Genomic DNA, 15,630 nt, shown 5'->3' on the forward strand with positions numbered 1-15,630 from the left:
TGAGGTCAATTGTCCACAGTTTGGTTCGGCCTTCTTTATCCGATTGGGGATAAACCGTAATTTTCATGCCTCATTTCAATGACCTTTAAGGAGAGTGTGCGGTAATGCCACGCAGGTTTCTGGGCGGCCAATAGGAGCGTTGATGGGCTTTAAATAACTCTCTTCATTGTGGGGCGGGCCAGTCACGAAGTTCGGTCTAGCGTGGGCTTGGACTTCTGGCCATTCTGAACGTCAGTTTGAACAGTCATCACCATCTACATATAGCAACATGCGGGCTTGAATCGCTGAATTGTGAACGAGCGTTCTATTAAAACTTTATGGAAATTAAGGAAAACTACACCAGATTTAGATCATATGGTCTGTGTTACAGGGTGTTAGCTTTTTGGCCCAGAACGAGACGCTGAAGACCAGTTTCGGCACGCAAGTCCCTGCTGTTTTGCATAGTCTTCAGCATGTCGATAGCCGACCGCGGCACCAAGCAGATTTAGACGATAGATTTATGTGGACACTCCACGGCTCTTAGGTCGGGCGCTGTTTGTCCGCGCACAGTTTCTACCCGCCCAGGGCAGTCGCAATCTAGGAGGCAGTATCAAATGAAAGACCTTGCCGAACTTTTCGCCGAGCAGTACGGCGAAACGCGCGAACAGGAAATGTCGTTACAAGATTACCTGAATGGGTGTCGCGACGATCCCAATCTTTACGCAAATGTTGCCGAGCGGATGCTAAAGGCCATTGGTCAAGAGGAATTGGTCGATACGTCCAAAGACTCTAGGCTTGGACCCATTTTTCAAAACCGCACCATTAAGCGATACAACTCTTTTAAAGATTTCTACGGAATGGACGACACGATTGAGCGTATCGTCGGGTTCTTCAGGTATGCGGCTCAAGGCTTGGAAGAGCGTAAGCAGATCCTTTACCTGCTGGGCCCGGTTGGCGGCGGCAAGTCGTCTCTGGCAGAACGGCTAAAGCGCCTTGCCGAGGATGAGCCGATCTATGTGCTCAAGGCTGGAGATAAGATTTCGCCGATTTTTGAATCCCCGCTGGGACTATTTGACCCGGTTCGAATGGGTAAGATTCTAGAGCAGGAATATGGCGTGGCACGCCATCGGCTTCCCGGGTTGATGTCTCCGTGGGCAGTGCAGCGACTGGATGAATTTGATGGCGATATCAATCGGTTCTCGGTGGTAAAGCTGTACCCATCACGACTGCGTCGGATTTGTGTCGCCAAAGTTGAGCCCGGTGATGAAAACAATCAGGATATTTCTACCCTAGTCGGTAAGGTCGATATCCGCATGCTAGAGCATTTTAGCCAGGACAACCCAGACGCCTACAGCTTTTCAGGTGGCCTTAATCGTTCAACCCAGGGCGTTATGGAATTTGTTGAGATGTTCAAGGCGCCGATCAAGATGCTGCATCCATTGCTAACCGCGACCCAGGAAGGCAACTACATGGGCACCGAAAGCTTTGGTGCTATTCCGTTCAATGGCCTGGTTCTGGCGCACTCCAACGAAAGCGAGTGGCAGAACTTCAAAAACAACAAAAATAACGAGGCGTTTATTGACCGCGTCAGTATCGTAAAGGTGCCCTATTGCTTGCGTGTCAGCGACGAGGCCATGATCTACGAAAAACTGTTAAACAACAGTGAGCTAAAGGATGCGCCCTGTGCGCCGGAAACGCTTAAGATCCTCAGCCGCTTTTCTGTGTTGTCTCGGCTTAAGCCACATGAGAACTCTAATCTGTATTCCAAAATGCGGGTGTATGACGGTGAAAACCTGAAAGACACCGACCCCAAGGCAAAAACAGTTCAGGAATATCAAGATCGGGCTGGGGTTGACGAAGGCATGACCGGTGTCTCGACCCGGTTTGCCTTTAAGGTGCTGAGTTCGGTGTTCAACTTTGACACCGAGGAATTGGCGGCTGATCCAGTGCACCTGATGTATATTCTGGAGCAGATGGTCAAACGCGAGCAGTTCCCGCAGGAAACGGAAGCGCAGTATCTTGAGTTCATCAAAACGGAACTTGCGCCTCGATACGAGGAATTTATCGGCAATGAGATTCAGAAGGCTTATCTCGAAAGCTATTCGGAATACGGTCAGAACGTGTTTGACCGCTATATCTCATATGCGGATGCCTGGATCGAAGAGCAGGACTATAAAGACCCGGACACCGGTCAGTTGTATGATCGCGATGTGCTGGATAGCGAACTGAGCAAGATCGAAAAACCTGTTGGGATCGCCAACCCCAAGGATTTCCGCAACGAGGTTGTCAAATTCGCACTACGACACCGAGCCAATACAGGTAGCAATCCGGCGTGGAATTCATATGAAAAGCTTCGCGATGTGATAGAACGACACATGTTCAGTCAAGTCGAGGAGCTGCTGCCGGTAATCAGCTTTGGTAGCAAGAAGGACAGCAAGACCGAAGGCAAGCACCTTGAGTTTGTAGATCGGATGCGGGGCCACGGTTATACTGACCGCCAGGTGCGCCGTCTGGTCGAGTGGTACATGCGGGTCAATAAGGCCGGGTAACAGCGAAAGGTCTGTGATCAAATGCATCACTTTATTGACAGACGCCGGAACCCAAAGGGCAAAAGCCTGGGAAATCGGCAGCGGTTCTTGCGAAGGGCTCGGGACAATATCAAAGAGCGGGTTGATCAGTCGGTACGTGGGAAAACTTTACACCCAGAAGGTGGCGACCAAAATGACGGAGAAAAAGTAACCATTCCTTCCAAAGGGCTAAAGGAGCCGCGGTTGGCCCATTCGACAACAGGTGGTGTGCGGCGTCATGTGTTGCCGGGTAATAAGGAATATGTAGTAGGCGACACCATTCCGCGACCACAAGGCGGCCCTGGGCAGGGGGGGCGCAAAGCATCTGAGGATGGTGAGGGTGAAGATGAGTTTTCCTTCACTCTTTCGCAGGATGAATACCTAGAGATCCTGTTCGATGGGCTGGAGTTGCCCGATTTGGTCGAGAAAAATACCTTTGAGACGATCACTGTAGGTACTCGTCGGGCGGGGCTCACTACTGCTGGATCACCTAACAATCTGAATCTAGTTCGCACGATGCGCAATTCGTTGGGGCGCCGGATTGCCTTGCAGCGGCCAAGTCTAGCCGAACAACGAGATGTCGAAGAACAGATTTTCGCCCTGGAGGCTAAGGAACCGCTGACTGCAAAACAGATGGAAGAGCTGGATAAATTACAGGCGCGTCTCGAATTTTTGAAACGCAAACGCAAGGTTGTTGGGTACATTGATCCGCTAGATCTGCGCTATGATACATTTGTGCCCGAGAAAATACGCAACTCCAAGGCGGTGGTGTTCTGTCTGATGGATGTTTCCGGGTCGATGCAAGAGCGAGAGAAAGACCTGGCAAAGAGGTTTTTTCTGCTGCTGCATCTGTTCCTATCACGCGGTTATGAGCAAACCGAGATTGTCTTTATCCGTCACACGCATCACGCCGAGGAAGTGGATGAGGAAACCTTTTTCTACGCTCGTGAAACGGGCGGCACTATTGTCTCAACCGCACTGGAAAAGATGAAGGAGATCATCGCGGATCGCTATCCAACCGATGAGTGGAATATCTATGGGGCACAGGCGTCAGACGGCGAAAATTTCGGCAATGACTCGCTGCGATGCAAGGCTTTGCTGCTCGACCATCTCTTGCCTGTGTGCCAGTTCTACGCGTATGTCGAGATTGTCGATGAGGACGCGGATTTGCTGCTTAGCAGTGCGGATGCAGGTGAGGACCTATGGCAGGCTTATCGTCAGGTCAAAGACCAGGCTCCCCATTTTGAAATGCAACGGGTCTCGCTGCCCTCGCATATCTACCCAATATTCAGAGAGTTTTTCCTTCCAAAGATAAAAGGGGCGCAGAATGCAGGCGGCTGAAACCTCCTCGGATGTTCTGTTTGATGGTCCAGAGTGGACCTTTGAACTGCTCGAAAAGGCGCGCGACGTCATTGAAGAAATCGCATTGCAGGATTTGGGGTTGGATGTTTATCCCAATCAGATCGAAATCATCTCGTCTGAGCAGATGCTGGACGCATATTCTTGCGCCGGATTGCCGCTGATGTATCAGCACTGGTCCTTCGGAAAGCATTTTGTTCGCGACGAAACCCTGTACCGCACCGGGCGCCAGGGATTAGCCTATGAGATCGTCATCAACTCAAACCCTTGCATCAGCTACAACATGGAAGAAAACACCATGGCGATGCAAACGCTGGTGATGGCGCATGCGGCCTTTGGGCATAACCATTTTTTCAAGAACAATTATCTGTTCCTGCAGTGGACGGATGCCGCAGGGATTCACGATTATCTGGCGTTTGCCAAAAACTACATTGCGGCCTGCGAAGAACGCTATGGGCTGGACGCCGTAGAGGAAATATTGGATGCGGCCCATTCGCTTCAGGCGCAGGGGGTTTTTCGCTACGGGCGCCCCCCGCAGCCAACGGCTGCCGAAAAAGAGGCCATGCAACGGGTTCGTGAAGGGTATGAAAGTAGCCAGACCCTGCTGGATCTGTGGACTGACAGTACCATGCGTCGCGATGATGACGGCAAAGAGGGCGAGGATTCTGCGATCAGTGAACGTCAACGGGAACTGAATTTGCCGCAAGAGAATGTCTTGTATTTCCTTGAGAAAAACAGCCCTGTCCTGCAGCCATGGCAGCGCGAGATGCTGCGTATCGTGAGGAGCCTGGCACAGTATTTGTATCCGCAAAAGCAAACAAAGGTAATGAACGAAGGCTGCGCAACCTTTGTGCATTACTATATAATCACCAAGTTGTTTCAGCAGGGGCGGTTAACCCAGGGCGCCTTTATGGAGATGATGCACAGTCATACTAATGTTGTGCTTCAACCCGAATATGACGATCCTCGCTATAGTGGAATTAACCCCTACGCGCTGGGCTTTGCTATGATGATGGATATTCGTCGAATTTGCAAAAACCCGACCGACGAAGACCGCGATTGGTTTCCCGATTTTGCGGGCGACCCGAACTGGCGGGGCGTCCTAAAGGATGCCTGGGCAAATTACCGGGATGAGAGTTTCATCCAGCAATTTCTATCCCCTCATCTGATCCGAAAGTTCAAGCTGTTCACTTTGACCAACGATGCGGATAGGCCCAATCTGGAGGTCAGCCAGATCCACAATCGGGCAGGGTATCGCGATATACGCCGTGAACTGGCACAGTCCTATGATCTGGCCTATCTAGAACCGGATATTCAGGTCACGGATGTCGACCTGCGTGGTGATCGCGAGTTGAAGCTTACCCATTTTATGCGCAGTGGTATTCAGTTGGATCCGGGCAACCGAGACGAAGTCCTGAAACATGCCCGCATTCTGTGGGGGTATAATGTGGCGATGAATGTCACAGAGGAAAAGTGAGCGGTTCGTAATAGGGGCAGTCCGTTCAAATCTCTTCGCTTGAAATCGACATAGCAGCGTTGATGTATCAGGGATTGTTTTTCCTACAATGGCGAGGTGGTATTATCGCACTCACTTGATGGCGTTCGCGCAGGCCATTGTTGCCAAGCATACAGCAACCCAGCCACTCCGAGTGTCGCTAGCCCCCACAGTGCAGGCCCTGTTCCAAATTGGCTCATCAGCCAGCCAGACAGAGGGTAGGTGATCAGCCAGCAGCCATGTGACAGGGTGAACTGGGCTGCAAAAATGGCTGGACGATCCTCGGCCGCTGCCGATCGGCGTAGCAGTCGACCCGAAGGTGTTAAAATTGTGGAGTAGCCGACCCCAATTCCTAGCCAAGCGAATATTAGAGTTAGCAGAGTGAGACCCACGAGTTGTACTTGCACTGCAAGTAGGGCTAGGGCTGCAAGCGATATCAGTGCCCCTGCGCCCATGATGCGTCGATCCGAAGACTTGGTTAGCAATCGGGGTAGAATAAGGGCTGCCAGCATAGACCCGGCGCCAAAGCTAGCTAAAGCCCAGGCGACCATGTTTTCGCCCAACCCGAGTTCACCACGGACGGCAACCACCGTATTGACGATCACCATTGCTCCGGTGGCGGATGCCACCATGTTGAGCCCTAGCAGCCCGCGCAGCCGAGGGGTTTTCAGGTATAGGCGTATCCCACGGGTGGTGCGATCGTAGATGCCTCGTCTTCTTGTTGGTTTGGGTGACGGCAAGGTAATTGATACCACGAGCAAAGCGGACGCTATGAACCCCAAAGCAGTTCCAAAAAACATCGTTCCAAATGCCATGATGGTCAGCAGGGCTGCCGCCAACGCGGGGGACAGCAGGCTTTCTAGGTCGTAGGCCAGTCGCGACAAAGACAGAGCGTTGGTGTAGTCTTCTTCATCCGGTAGGACGTCAGGGATCGAGGCCTGGAATACAGGGGTGAAGGCAGCTGATGAAGACTGCAGCAGGAAAATAAGAACGTAGATCTGCCAGATTTGATCAACAAAGGGCAGGGCCAGCGCCACCACCGCGCGGATTATATCAAGGCTGACCAACCAGGCCCGCCGTGGCAGTTCCTCGGCAAGAGCGGAAGCAATCGGGGCAACGATCACATAACTGAACATCTTGATGGTCAACGCTGTACCGAGCACTAACCCGGCTTGATCTCCGGCTAGATCATAGGCCAATAGGGCAAGCGCAATCGTCGCCAAACCCGTTCCCATCACCGCGATAAGTTGAGCTGCAAACAAGTGGCGATAGGTGCGGTTTTTCAGAATACTCAGCATGGGTCAAAGATACCTGGTGATGTCCTTAAAGCTCTTAGTGTCAACGATCTTGCCGTCCTCCCCAGGCTCAAGGCAGTGGTCTATGTGGTCGTGAATTAACGCTCGCTTGGCATTGCTCACGGCCTTTTCGACGGCGTGAAGTTGCTGAGCAATTTCGTTGCAGGGGCGGCCCTCGTCGATCATGTTGATGACGGCGGCAAGGTGGCCGTTGGCTCGTTTTAGCCGGGTCGTGATCCGAGGGCGGGAGCTGTGTTTTTTGACTTCGGGCATTGGTCAATTATCCCCCCGGGGGGGATGTGGTCAAGTCCGAATCCGAGTTGTCACATTTCGGATGTATCTCTGGGTATGAGGGAAGGTAGAAAATAAAAAAATTTTCACTCTGACTGAAACGCCGAGGAAAGTGTGCGGTAAGGCTTTGAAAATGAACGGATGTTAGCGTTATCGAGCTGTCAATTTGCCTCTGTCGTGTGCGGATTGACACTACGGATCGCAGATTGGATACAATATGAATTAGTCGGATCCAGTAAAGGGTGCGGGTGAGTAAGTGCAGTCATTTTTCCTGATACTGCGTTTATTTGCACATTTTCGAGGCGGAAATGACCTCGGCGCTTAAGGTTCGGGCGAAATAATAATCAAAATGGGAGTTGAAAATGAAAGCTAGGTTTTTGATGGCAGCCGGCGCGTTGGCGCTGAGCACCAGCACCGCCTTTGCCAGCACGTTGGTTTATTGTTCTGAGGGGTCGCCAGAGGGTTTTGACCCTGCACTGTTCACCGCAGGCACTACTTTTGATGCGTCTTCGCATCCGATTTATAACCGTCTGCTGGAATTCGAAACCGGCACGACCAATGTTGTCCCTGGTCTGGCTGAAAGTGTTGAAGCCAGCGATGATGGTCTGGTCTATACCTTCAAGCTGCGTGAAGGTGTGAAATTCCACTCCAATGACACGTTCACTCCAAGCCGCGATTTCAACGCCGACGACGTGATTTTCTCGTTTGAGCGTCAGCGCTTGGAAGATCACCCATATAACAAAGTTTCGGGCGGCACTTGGGAATACTTCTCGGGCATGTCGATGCCGGACCTGATCGATTCAATCGAGAAGGTAGACGACTATACCGTCAAATTCACTCTGACACGTCCCGAAGCCCCATTTGTTGCCAACATGGCAATGGACTTTGCGTCGATCATGTCTGCCGAGTATGGCGAAGCCATGCTGGCTGCTGGTACACCTGAGGCAATGAACACAGCGCCAATCGGCACTGGCCCATTCTCTTTTGTGGCTTATCAGAAAGACGCAGTCATCCGCTATCAGGCACATGACGCCTATTGGAAAGACAAGGCCGAGATCGACAACCTGATCTTTGCAATCACTCCAGACGCATCGGTTCGCTATCAAAAATTGAAGGCGGGCGAATGTCACGTGATGCCTTATCCAAACCCAGCTGATATTGCTGCGATGCAGGACGACAGCTCGATCACTATGATGGAGCAGGAAGGCCTGAACGTTGGTTATCTGGCGTACAACACCACCATGGCACCGTTCGACAACCCAAAGGTTCGTCGCGCGTTGAACATGGCGATCGATAAACAGTCGATCATTGACGTTGTATTCCAGGGCTCGGGCGAGATCGCCAAGAACCCAATTCCACCAACCATGTGGGGCTATAACGAGGCTGTTCAGGACGACAACTACGATCCAGAAGCCGCCAAGGCGATGTTGGAAGCCGAAGGTGTTACCGATCTGTCGATGAAGATCTGGGCTATGCCAGTTCAGCGTCCTTACAACCCCAATGCACGCCGTATGGCTGAACTGATCCAGGCTGATTATGCCAAAGTTGGTGTGACTGTTGAAATCGTTTCCTACGAGTGGGGCGAGTATCTGTCGCGGTCGAAGGATCTGAACCGTGATGGTGCTGTACTGTTGGGTTGGACTGGTGACAACGGCGATCCAGATAACTTCATGGCAGTTCTGCTGGGTTGTGACGGTCGTGAAGCTTCGAACCGTGCACAGTGGTGCCACCAGCCGTTCGAAGACTTGATCCAGAAAGCCAAGATCGTAACTGATGCTGGTGAGCGTACAGCTCTGTATGAGCAGGCTCAGGAAGTGTTCAAAGAGCAGGCACCTTGGGCAACTATCGCTCACTCGGTTGTCTACATGCCAATGAGCACCAAGGTTAAAGGCTTTAAGGTTCACCCACTGGGCGGCCACATCTTCTACGGCGTTTCCGTCGAGTAAGATAACTTAACCATCCGAACCGGGGCCCAAATCGGGCCCCGGTTCACATTAATGCTTTCCGGAGACAAACAATGACGAATTCTCTGGCCGAATACCGCCAGTTGGCCAAATCTTTGGCCGTTGATGCACTGGCACTGGTTCCAGGTCCAAACTTTACCCGCGCCCTGGGCCATAGCTTTATGAGCCACGAACGCCCCTTTGTGCTGATCGTTGCCGCCGAAGGTCAGCCGGCTGCCATTGTTCCCAATCTGGAGCTGAGCTCTTGGGATCTGGTTGGCTTTGACGGCGAAGTGTTCGATTGGCGCGATCAAGACGGATATTCGGACGCCTTTGCCGCACTTGCACAGCATATGCCTATGAAGCGACTAGCAGTCGAAGGTCAGGTGATGCGGGTTTTTGTGCATCACGCGTTAAAACAGGCACAGCCTGAACTCGAAATTATTGATGCCGAGGTCGAAATCTCCGGACTACGGATGATCAAAACCGATGCAGACGTCGCAGCGCTGGAAGCCGCGATTGCCTTGTCCGAACGCGCATTGCACCGGGTTCTTGAAGGTGTCCGGGTCGGCCAGACCGAAAAAGAAATCGAAAGTGCCCTGATACAGGCGCTGTTCGCCGAAGGGGCTGAGGGCATGGCGTTCTCGCCCATCGTTGTTGCTGGTCCCAATTCTGCCATGCCGCATGCGCATGCAGGCGATTACAAAATTCAAGAAGGCGATCCGCTACTGTTTGATTTTGGTGGTCGTAAGGACGGGTTTGCCGCCGATATCACCCGTACCGTATTTGTGGGTGAGCCCAGCGATGAAGCTCGCGAGGTATACAACACCGTGCTTGCAGCCAACATGGCTGGTCTGGAAATGACCCGTGCTGGTGTGACGGCGCACGACATCGATGATGTTGTCACTGGTGTGCTGGAGGCCTCACCCTACGCTGACCGTATCCGCACTAAGACAGGTCATGGATTGGGGCGCGATGTGCATGAGGCGCCGTATATCATGCGCGGTAACCATCAGGTTCTGCCAGCAGGTACCGTTTATACCAACGAACCGGGCTTATATGACGTTGGCAATTTTGGCGTACGTATCGAAGATGACGTGCTGATCACCGAAGACGGATACCGGTCGCTGACCCAGTTCCCTAAAGACCTGATGATTGTAGGCCGCTAATGCTCCGTTATACGCTGTCCCGACTGCTGACGTTTCTGCCTACCTTCTTTGGCGTGACGTTGATCTCTTTTGCTTTTATCCGGGTGCTGCCCGGTGATCCTATCATTGTCATGGCCGGTGAACGTGGCATGACCGATGAACGCTACCAGGAAATGGTTGTGAAACTGGGTTTTGATAAACCCGTTCTGCAGCAATACTGGGAGTATTTGACCGGTGTGCTACAGGGTGACTTGGGCGAAAGCTTTGTCACCAAAAAGCCTGTTTGGGACGAATTCTTTGCCCTCTTCCCCGCTACAATGGAACTGGCAGCATGTGCGATGGTCTTTGCCATCCTGCTGGGCCTGCCAGCAGGGGTGATTGCAGCGGTGAACCGCGGCAAGTTCTTTGATCGCGCACTAATGTCTTCGGCACTGATTGGCTATTCGATGCCTATCTTCTGGTGGGCCTTGTTGCTGATCATTGTGTTCTCGGGCAACCTGGGCTGGACACCAGTATCAGGCCGAATTGACCTGCTGTATTACTTTGACGATGTGACTGGTTTCATGCTGATCGACAGTATCTTGTCGGGCCAAGAGGGAGCCTTCAAATCTGCAGTGCGCCACTTGATCCTGCCCACAATCGTGCTGGGGACCATTCCGTTGGCGGTGATTGCACGCCAGACACGATCAGCCATGCTAGAAGTGTTAGGCGAGGATTACATCCGCACTGCCAAAGCCAAAGGTATGACGCCAACGCGGATCAACGGTTTGCACGCACTACGCAACGCGCTGATCCCGGTGGTCACTGTGATTGGCCTGTCAGTTGGCACGCTGCTAGCTGGCGCCATCCTAACTGAAACCATTTTCAGCTGGCCGGGAATTGGCAAGTGGATGGTCGATAGTATCTTCCGCCGCGACTACCCTGTGGTGCAGGGCGGCCTGCTGATGATCGCCGTGATCGTCATGATCGTAAACCTATCTGTTGATATGCTGTACGGCGTTATCAACCCCAAAATCAGGAAGCGGTGATGACTGATCAAACCACCTCCACCGTCGTGGCGCGGCCCAGCCCGCTGCGTGAATTCTGGTACTATTTTCGCGAAAACCGTGGCGCTGTCTTTGGCTTCTGGTTCTTCTGTGCCTTTGTGTTCTGCGCCGCCTTTGCTCCTTGGCTGTCCCCATTTGACCCAACCGAGCAGTTTCGCGAGTTCATCCTGCAACCACCGGTCTGGCAGGAGGGCGGGTCGTGGACTTTCCCACTGGGCACTGATCCGCTGGGCCGGGACATGCTGTCACGATTGATCAGCGGCTCTCGCTATTCGTTCTTTGTCGGCATTGTGGTTGTTAGCATTTCGGCGTCGAGCGGTATCATCATCGGATTGTTGTCCGGTTTTGCACCGCGCTGGCTGGATTCACTCATCATGCGAGTGATGGACATCATTCTGGCCTTTCCATCACTGCTGCTGGCGCTGGTACTTGTGGCCATTCTGGGGCCATCGCTGACCAATGCGATGATCGCGATTGCCATCGTGTTCCAGCCGCATTTTGTCCGCTTGACCCGTGCTTCGGTGCTGGCCGAGCGGCAAAAAGACTATGTAACCTCGGCCCGTGTTGCAGGCGCTGGGATTAAGCGGTTGATGTTTGTCACCGTGCTGCCCAATTGTCTGGCGCCAATCATCGTGCAGGGGGCACTGTCGTTCTCGACTGCTATTCTGGATGCTGCTGCGCTTGGCTTTCTGGGCATGGGGGCACAACCGCCTACGCCTGAATGGGGCACCATGCTGGCTGAATCCCGCGAGTTTATTCTGCGCGCCTGGTGGGTGGTGACACTGCCCGGCTTGGCGATCCTGGTGACCGTGCTGGCGATTAACCTGATGGGCGATGGTCTACGTGACGCGCTCGATCCGAAACTAAAGCGGAGCTAAAGATATGAGCCTGCTAAATATTCGTAACCTGACGGTGGAATTTGCCACCGCATCAGGGGCTTTTCGCGCGGTGGACGGCGTTGACCTCACTGTCGACAGGGGCGAGATCGTCGCCATTGTGGGCGAGTCCGGCTCCGGTAAGTCTGTGTCGATGTTGGCATTGATGGGCCTACTGCCCTGGAACGCCAAGATCACCGCAGACGAGTTGATGTTTGAAGGCATCGACCTGCGTCACGTCTCGGCCCGGCAACGTCGTGATATCGTCGGCAAAGACATGGCGATGATCTTCCAAGAGCCGATGTCGTCTCTGAACCCTTGTTTTACTGTTGGGTTTCAGATCAAAGAGGCCTTGCGTCTGCATCTGGGGATGGACCGTAAGACCCGGCACCAGCGCGCGATTGAGCTGTTCGATCTGGTTGGCATTCCTGCGCCAGAAACCCGCCTGAATGCCTTTCCGCACCAGATGTCGGGCGGCATGAACCAGCGGGTGATGATTGCCATGGCGATTGCCTGCAAGCCTAAGCTACTGATCGCGGACGAGCCAACAACGGCGTTGGACGTGACCATTCAGGCGCAGATCCTGGACCTGCTGATTTCCCTGCGTGAGGAATCTGGCATGGGGCTGGTCCTGATCACTCACGACATGGGTGTGGTGGCAGAAACAGCCGAGCGTGTCTCGGTGCAATATGCGGGCCAAAAGGCAGAAGAACAGGTTGTACGCGATCTGTTCCGAAAACCGTACCATCCCTATACGGCAGCTTTGCTGGCAGCCTTGCCCGAACGGGCGACTGATCGCTTGTTGCCGACTATTCCAGGTGTTGTGCCGGGACAGTTTGACCGTCCAGTTGGGTGTTTGTTTGCACCACGTTGCGCGCATGCAAAAGAGATCTGCCAAACTACTCCGCCAGTTCCCGGCGGGTCTGAAACCGGCATGGCCCGTTGCCATTTTCCTGCCATCGCAACTGAAGAGGTCGCATGATGACTACTCCCGTCGTTTCCGCACGTGGCCTGCAACGGTTCTACGAAGTCAAAGATGGTTTCCTGAGCAAGCCGCAAACCCTGCGGGCACTGTCCGGTATTGATTTTGACCTGCAGCCCGGCAAAACACTGGCCATCGTTGGTGAGTCCGGCTGTGGCAAGTCGACCCTGGCGCGTCTTGTCACCATGATCGAAGAGCCAACCGGCGGCACCCTGACTATCGAGGGCAAAGAGGTGAAGCCTGATGACTGGGCCTCGCTGCGAAAGTCAGTACAGATCGTGTTTCAGGATCCATATGGATCGTTGAACCCAAGGCAAAAAATCAGCTCCATTCTGATGGAACCACTGGTTATCAACCGCCCAGATATGCCCCCGTCCGAGCGTGAAGCCAAAGCACGTGAAATGTTGACGCTTGTGGGGCTACGGCCTGAGCATTTTGACCGCTATCCGCATATGTTCTCGGGCGGGCAACGGCAGCGGATCTCTATCGCGCGCGCATTGATGCTGAACCCAAAGATCCTTGTGCTGGATGAACCGGTTTCGGCGCTTGATGTATCAATCCAAAGTCAGATCCTGAACCTGTTGGTTGAGCTGCAAGATCGGCTGGGGCTTGCCTATTTGTTCATCTCACATGATCTGTCAGTGGTGCGTCATTTTGCTGACGATGTGATCGTGATGTATCTGGGTCGTGCGGTGGAACACGCCAGCAAAGAAACACTGTTCAGCCATCCACGTCACCCCTATGCCAAGGCCTTGTTGTCGACCACTCCGCGTGCCGATCCCGAGGCCAAGCGTGACCGCATCAAGCTGGAAGGGGAATTACCATCCCCGCTGGATAACCTACCGGGCTGTGCCTTTGCACCGCGTTGCTGGTTGGCGACGGATGAGTGCCGCGCACAAAGGCCCGAACTGGAAGGCGATGTGCATCAGGTGGCTTGCTACCATCCGCTGTAACGGCGGATGTGCATTAGCCGCCGGCGTGCAGCTTTTCCTGTAGTGACGTTTTGGCGTCATGGATATGCGAATAGGTGAGCTCGGCCGCTCGGTCGATATCACCTGTTTCGCAGGCGTGCAGGATCGCCAAGTGCTCTTGATTGCTGCGTTCAATGCCATCCGTCATCACAAGTTGCGCGCGAAGGTGCCGGTCAATCCGATCCATCGAGTTCTCAATGATCGAAATATGATAGGGCATTTCGCTGGCGCCATACAGGGTAGAGTGGAACCGGCGGTTCAGTTCACCATAGTCCATTGGGTCCTGAGCGGCTGCAAACTGTTCCAGAAACCCGCGCGCATTGGTCAGGATCTCTTTGGTCATCTTGGGTATGGCAGCTCGGATCACTGCTGGTTCCAGTAAGCAACGGAAATCAAATATCTCATCGGCTTCTTGCATTGACAGACAAGCGACGACCGCGCCCTTGTAGCGGATGGATTTGACCAGACCCTGCTGTTCTAGCATGGTGATAGCTTCACGAACCGGGATACGTGACGTGTTGAATGCACGGGCAATTTCATCCTGGCGCAATGGCGCCCCGTCACTCAGGTCACCCTCAATGATGGATTTGCGGAGCGAGCGAAAGATAATCGTCGCCGCCGAGGCTGTCTTTCCGATGTCAACCGATTGAAACTTCAAAGTATTTGGCCCGTGCTGATGGTATGTCACAGGCAATTATAGCTTTGAAAGGGCGCAATGCAATGAAACTGAGCGCTGTGCCTAAATCTTGTGCACCTGCCCGAATGGGCAGGTGAGTGGCAGTCAAGGTGGACCGCATGTTTGCAGCTGTTCCTAGCTTTGCAACTCGGCCAGCATCTCGGCCAGCAATTCCATACCCGAGGCCCAGCCTTTGTCCATTCCTGCCATTGCAGCCTCAAAACAGGCCAGTTCGGCTGTGCTGGCATTATGGGGCACCCAAGTCAGTTTCAGCAGAGTTTTACCGCCATTGTCGGTAAAGGTTACCGTGGTCAGCAACACCCGCGGCCAATCTGGCATCATGGGGTTTTCCGCAGCTTCCCAATCTGCGTTTGCAACCGAGTGTAACCAGACCAGACGTGCTGGGGGATCAACCTCTGTGTATTCCATCCGCTCGTAGTTAGAGTTTCCACCCCATTTCATTTCATTTAGCCAGACACCGCCGGGTGTTACGTCCAGCTTGTGAATGACTGTTTCTACACCGGGGCCATACCAATGTGACAGCAACTCGGCTTCGGTCCATGTGCGCCAGACCAATTCGCGTGGGGCGTCAAATTCTCTTTCCAATACATAGGTGGGCAATTCACTCATTTGGGGGCTCCTTTTGTTCAGCCTGTTTCAATGTTTCCAACAGGTCATCCAGTTGATCAAAACTTGACGACCAAAATTCTTTGAAGTCTTCCAGCCAGTTAACTGCAGCGGCCATAGGCTTAGCCTTTAGTCGTGCTGGCCTGCGCTGTTTATCTATCGCGCGTTCCACCAAGCCCGCTCGCTCCAACACCTTCAGGTGTTTTGAAATTGCAGGCTGGCTCATCTCAAATGGTTCAGCCAGTTCATTCACTCCGGCATCACCAGCCGCAAGCTTGGACAGAATGGCACGGCGGGTGGGATCTGCCAGTGCGGCAAAAATTGCATCAAGGTTCTGTGACGAAGAGGCGTGGTTTGATAGCTGCATAACCAAATG

14 protein-coding genes are annotated in these 15,630 nt (G+C 53.2%); 9 read left to right on the plus strand and 5 right to left on the minus strand.

Going from position 1 to position 15,630, the window contains the following annotated elements; genetic code table 11:
* Positions 1–593 precede the first annotated feature (593 nt).
* The 3 genes from DL239_RS14270 to DL239_RS14280 are packed head-to-tail and all read left to right on the plus strand — an operon-like array spanning position 594 to position 5,382.
* Positions 594–2,528: a PrkA family serine protein kinase gene (locus tag DL239_RS14270; RefSeq protein ID WP_167684774.1), complete on the plus strand. Its 1,935-nt coding sequence runs from the start codon at positions 594–596 to the stop codon at positions 2,526–2,528.
* Between the two features lie 21 nt (positions 2,529–2,549).
* Positions 2,550–3,887, plus strand: a complete 1,338-nt coding sequence (locus DL239_RS14275) for a YeaH/YhbH family protein (protein ID WP_167684775.1) — start codon at positions 2,550–2,552, stop codon at positions 3,885–3,887.
* A complete protein-coding gene (locus DL239_RS14280; protein ID WP_167684776.1) occupies positions 3,874–5,382 on the plus strand; it encodes a SpoVR family protein in 1,509 nt (502 codons plus the stop codon). Before DL239_RS14275 ends, DL239_RS14280 begins: the two co-directional genes overlap by 14 nt.
* A gap of 83 nt (positions 5,383–5,465) precedes the next feature.
* Here the strand turns inward: DL239_RS14280 and DL239_RS14285 are convergent, their stop codons facing one another.
* A complete protein-coding gene (locus DL239_RS14285; protein WP_167684777.1) occupies positions 5,466–6,698 on the minus strand; it encodes an MFS transporter in 1,233 nt (410 codons plus the stop codon).
* 3 nt (positions 6,699–6,701) lie between these two features.
* Entirely contained in the window at positions 6,702–6,968 is a 267-nt protein-coding gene (locus DL239_RS14290; protein WP_167684778.1) for a metal-sensing transcriptional repressor, read from the minus strand.
* Between the two features lie 380 nt (positions 6,969–7,348).
* Here DL239_RS14290 and DL239_RS14295 point away from each other — a divergent pair, with 380 nt between their 5' ends.
* From DL239_RS14295 to DL239_RS14320, 6 genes are all read left to right on the plus strand, one after another.
* Positions 7,349–8,932, plus strand: coding sequence for an ABC transporter substrate-binding protein (locus tag DL239_RS14295; RefSeq protein WP_167684779.1), 1,584 nt, complete (start codon positions 7,349–7,351; stop codon positions 8,930–8,932).
* Positions 8,933–9,003: 71 nt separating this feature from the next.
* Positions 9,004–10,098: a M24 family metallopeptidase gene (locus DL239_RS14300; RefSeq protein WP_167684780.1), complete on the plus strand. Its 1,095-nt coding sequence runs from the start codon at positions 9,004–9,006 to the stop codon at positions 10,096–10,098.
* Entirely contained in the window at positions 10,098–11,105 is a 1,008-nt protein-coding gene (locus DL239_RS14305; protein WP_167684781.1) for an ABC transporter permease subunit, read from the plus strand. Before DL239_RS14300 ends, DL239_RS14305 begins: the two co-directional genes overlap by 1 nt.
* Positions 11,105–12,001, plus strand: a complete 897-nt coding sequence (locus DL239_RS14310) for an ABC transporter permease subunit (protein ID WP_167684782.1) — start codon at positions 11,105–11,107, stop codon at positions 11,999–12,001. The genes DL239_RS14305 and DL239_RS14310 overlap by 1 nt, the downstream gene beginning before the upstream one ends.
* Positions 12,002–12,005: 4 nt before the next feature.
* Positions 12,006–12,980, plus strand: coding sequence for an ABC transporter ATP-binding protein (locus DL239_RS14315; protein ID WP_167684783.1), 975 nt, complete (start codon positions 12,006–12,008; stop codon positions 12,978–12,980).
* On the plus strand, positions 12,980–13,933 hold the full coding sequence (locus DL239_RS14320) for an ABC transporter ATP-binding protein (protein ID WP_167684825.1): 954 nt from the start codon (positions 12,980–12,982) through the stop codon (positions 13,931–13,933). The genes DL239_RS14315 and DL239_RS14320 overlap by 1 nt, the downstream gene beginning before the upstream one ends.
* A gap of 13 nt (positions 13,934–13,946) precedes the next feature.
* On the opposite strand, the gene DL239_RS14325 is transcribed toward DL239_RS14320, so the two are convergent.
* The 3 genes from DL239_RS14325 to DL239_RS14335 all read right to left on the minus strand — a co-directional run bounded on the left by DL239_RS14325 (position 13,947) and on the right by DL239_RS14335 (position 15,621).
* Positions 13,947–14,609 carry a GntR family transcriptional regulator gene (locus DL239_RS14325; RefSeq protein WP_167684784.1) on the minus strand — a complete coding sequence of 221 codons (663 nt, stop codon included), beginning with the start codon at positions 14,607–14,609 and terminating at the stop codon, positions 13,947–13,949.
* Positions 14,610–14,762: 153 nt separating this feature from the next.
* Positions 14,763–15,257, minus strand: coding sequence for an SRPBCC family protein (locus tag DL239_RS14330; protein WP_167684785.1), 495 nt, complete (start codon positions 15,255–15,257; stop codon positions 14,763–14,765).
* Positions 15,250–15,621 (minus strand): ArsR/SmtB family transcription factor, encoded by a 372-nt coding sequence (locus DL239_RS14335; RefSeq protein ID WP_167684786.1) that lies wholly within the window; start codon positions 15,619–15,621, stop codon positions 15,250–15,252. The genes DL239_RS14330 and DL239_RS14335 overlap by 8 nt, the downstream gene beginning before the upstream one ends.
* Positions 15,622–15,630 lie beyond the last annotated feature (9 nt).

The sequence above is a fragment of the Parasedimentitalea denitrificans genome, assembly GCF_011813015.1.
GTDB classification, from domain to species: Bacteria; Pseudomonadota; Alphaproteobacteria; order Rhodobacterales; family Rhodobacteraceae; genus Parasedimentitalea; species Parasedimentitalea denitrificans.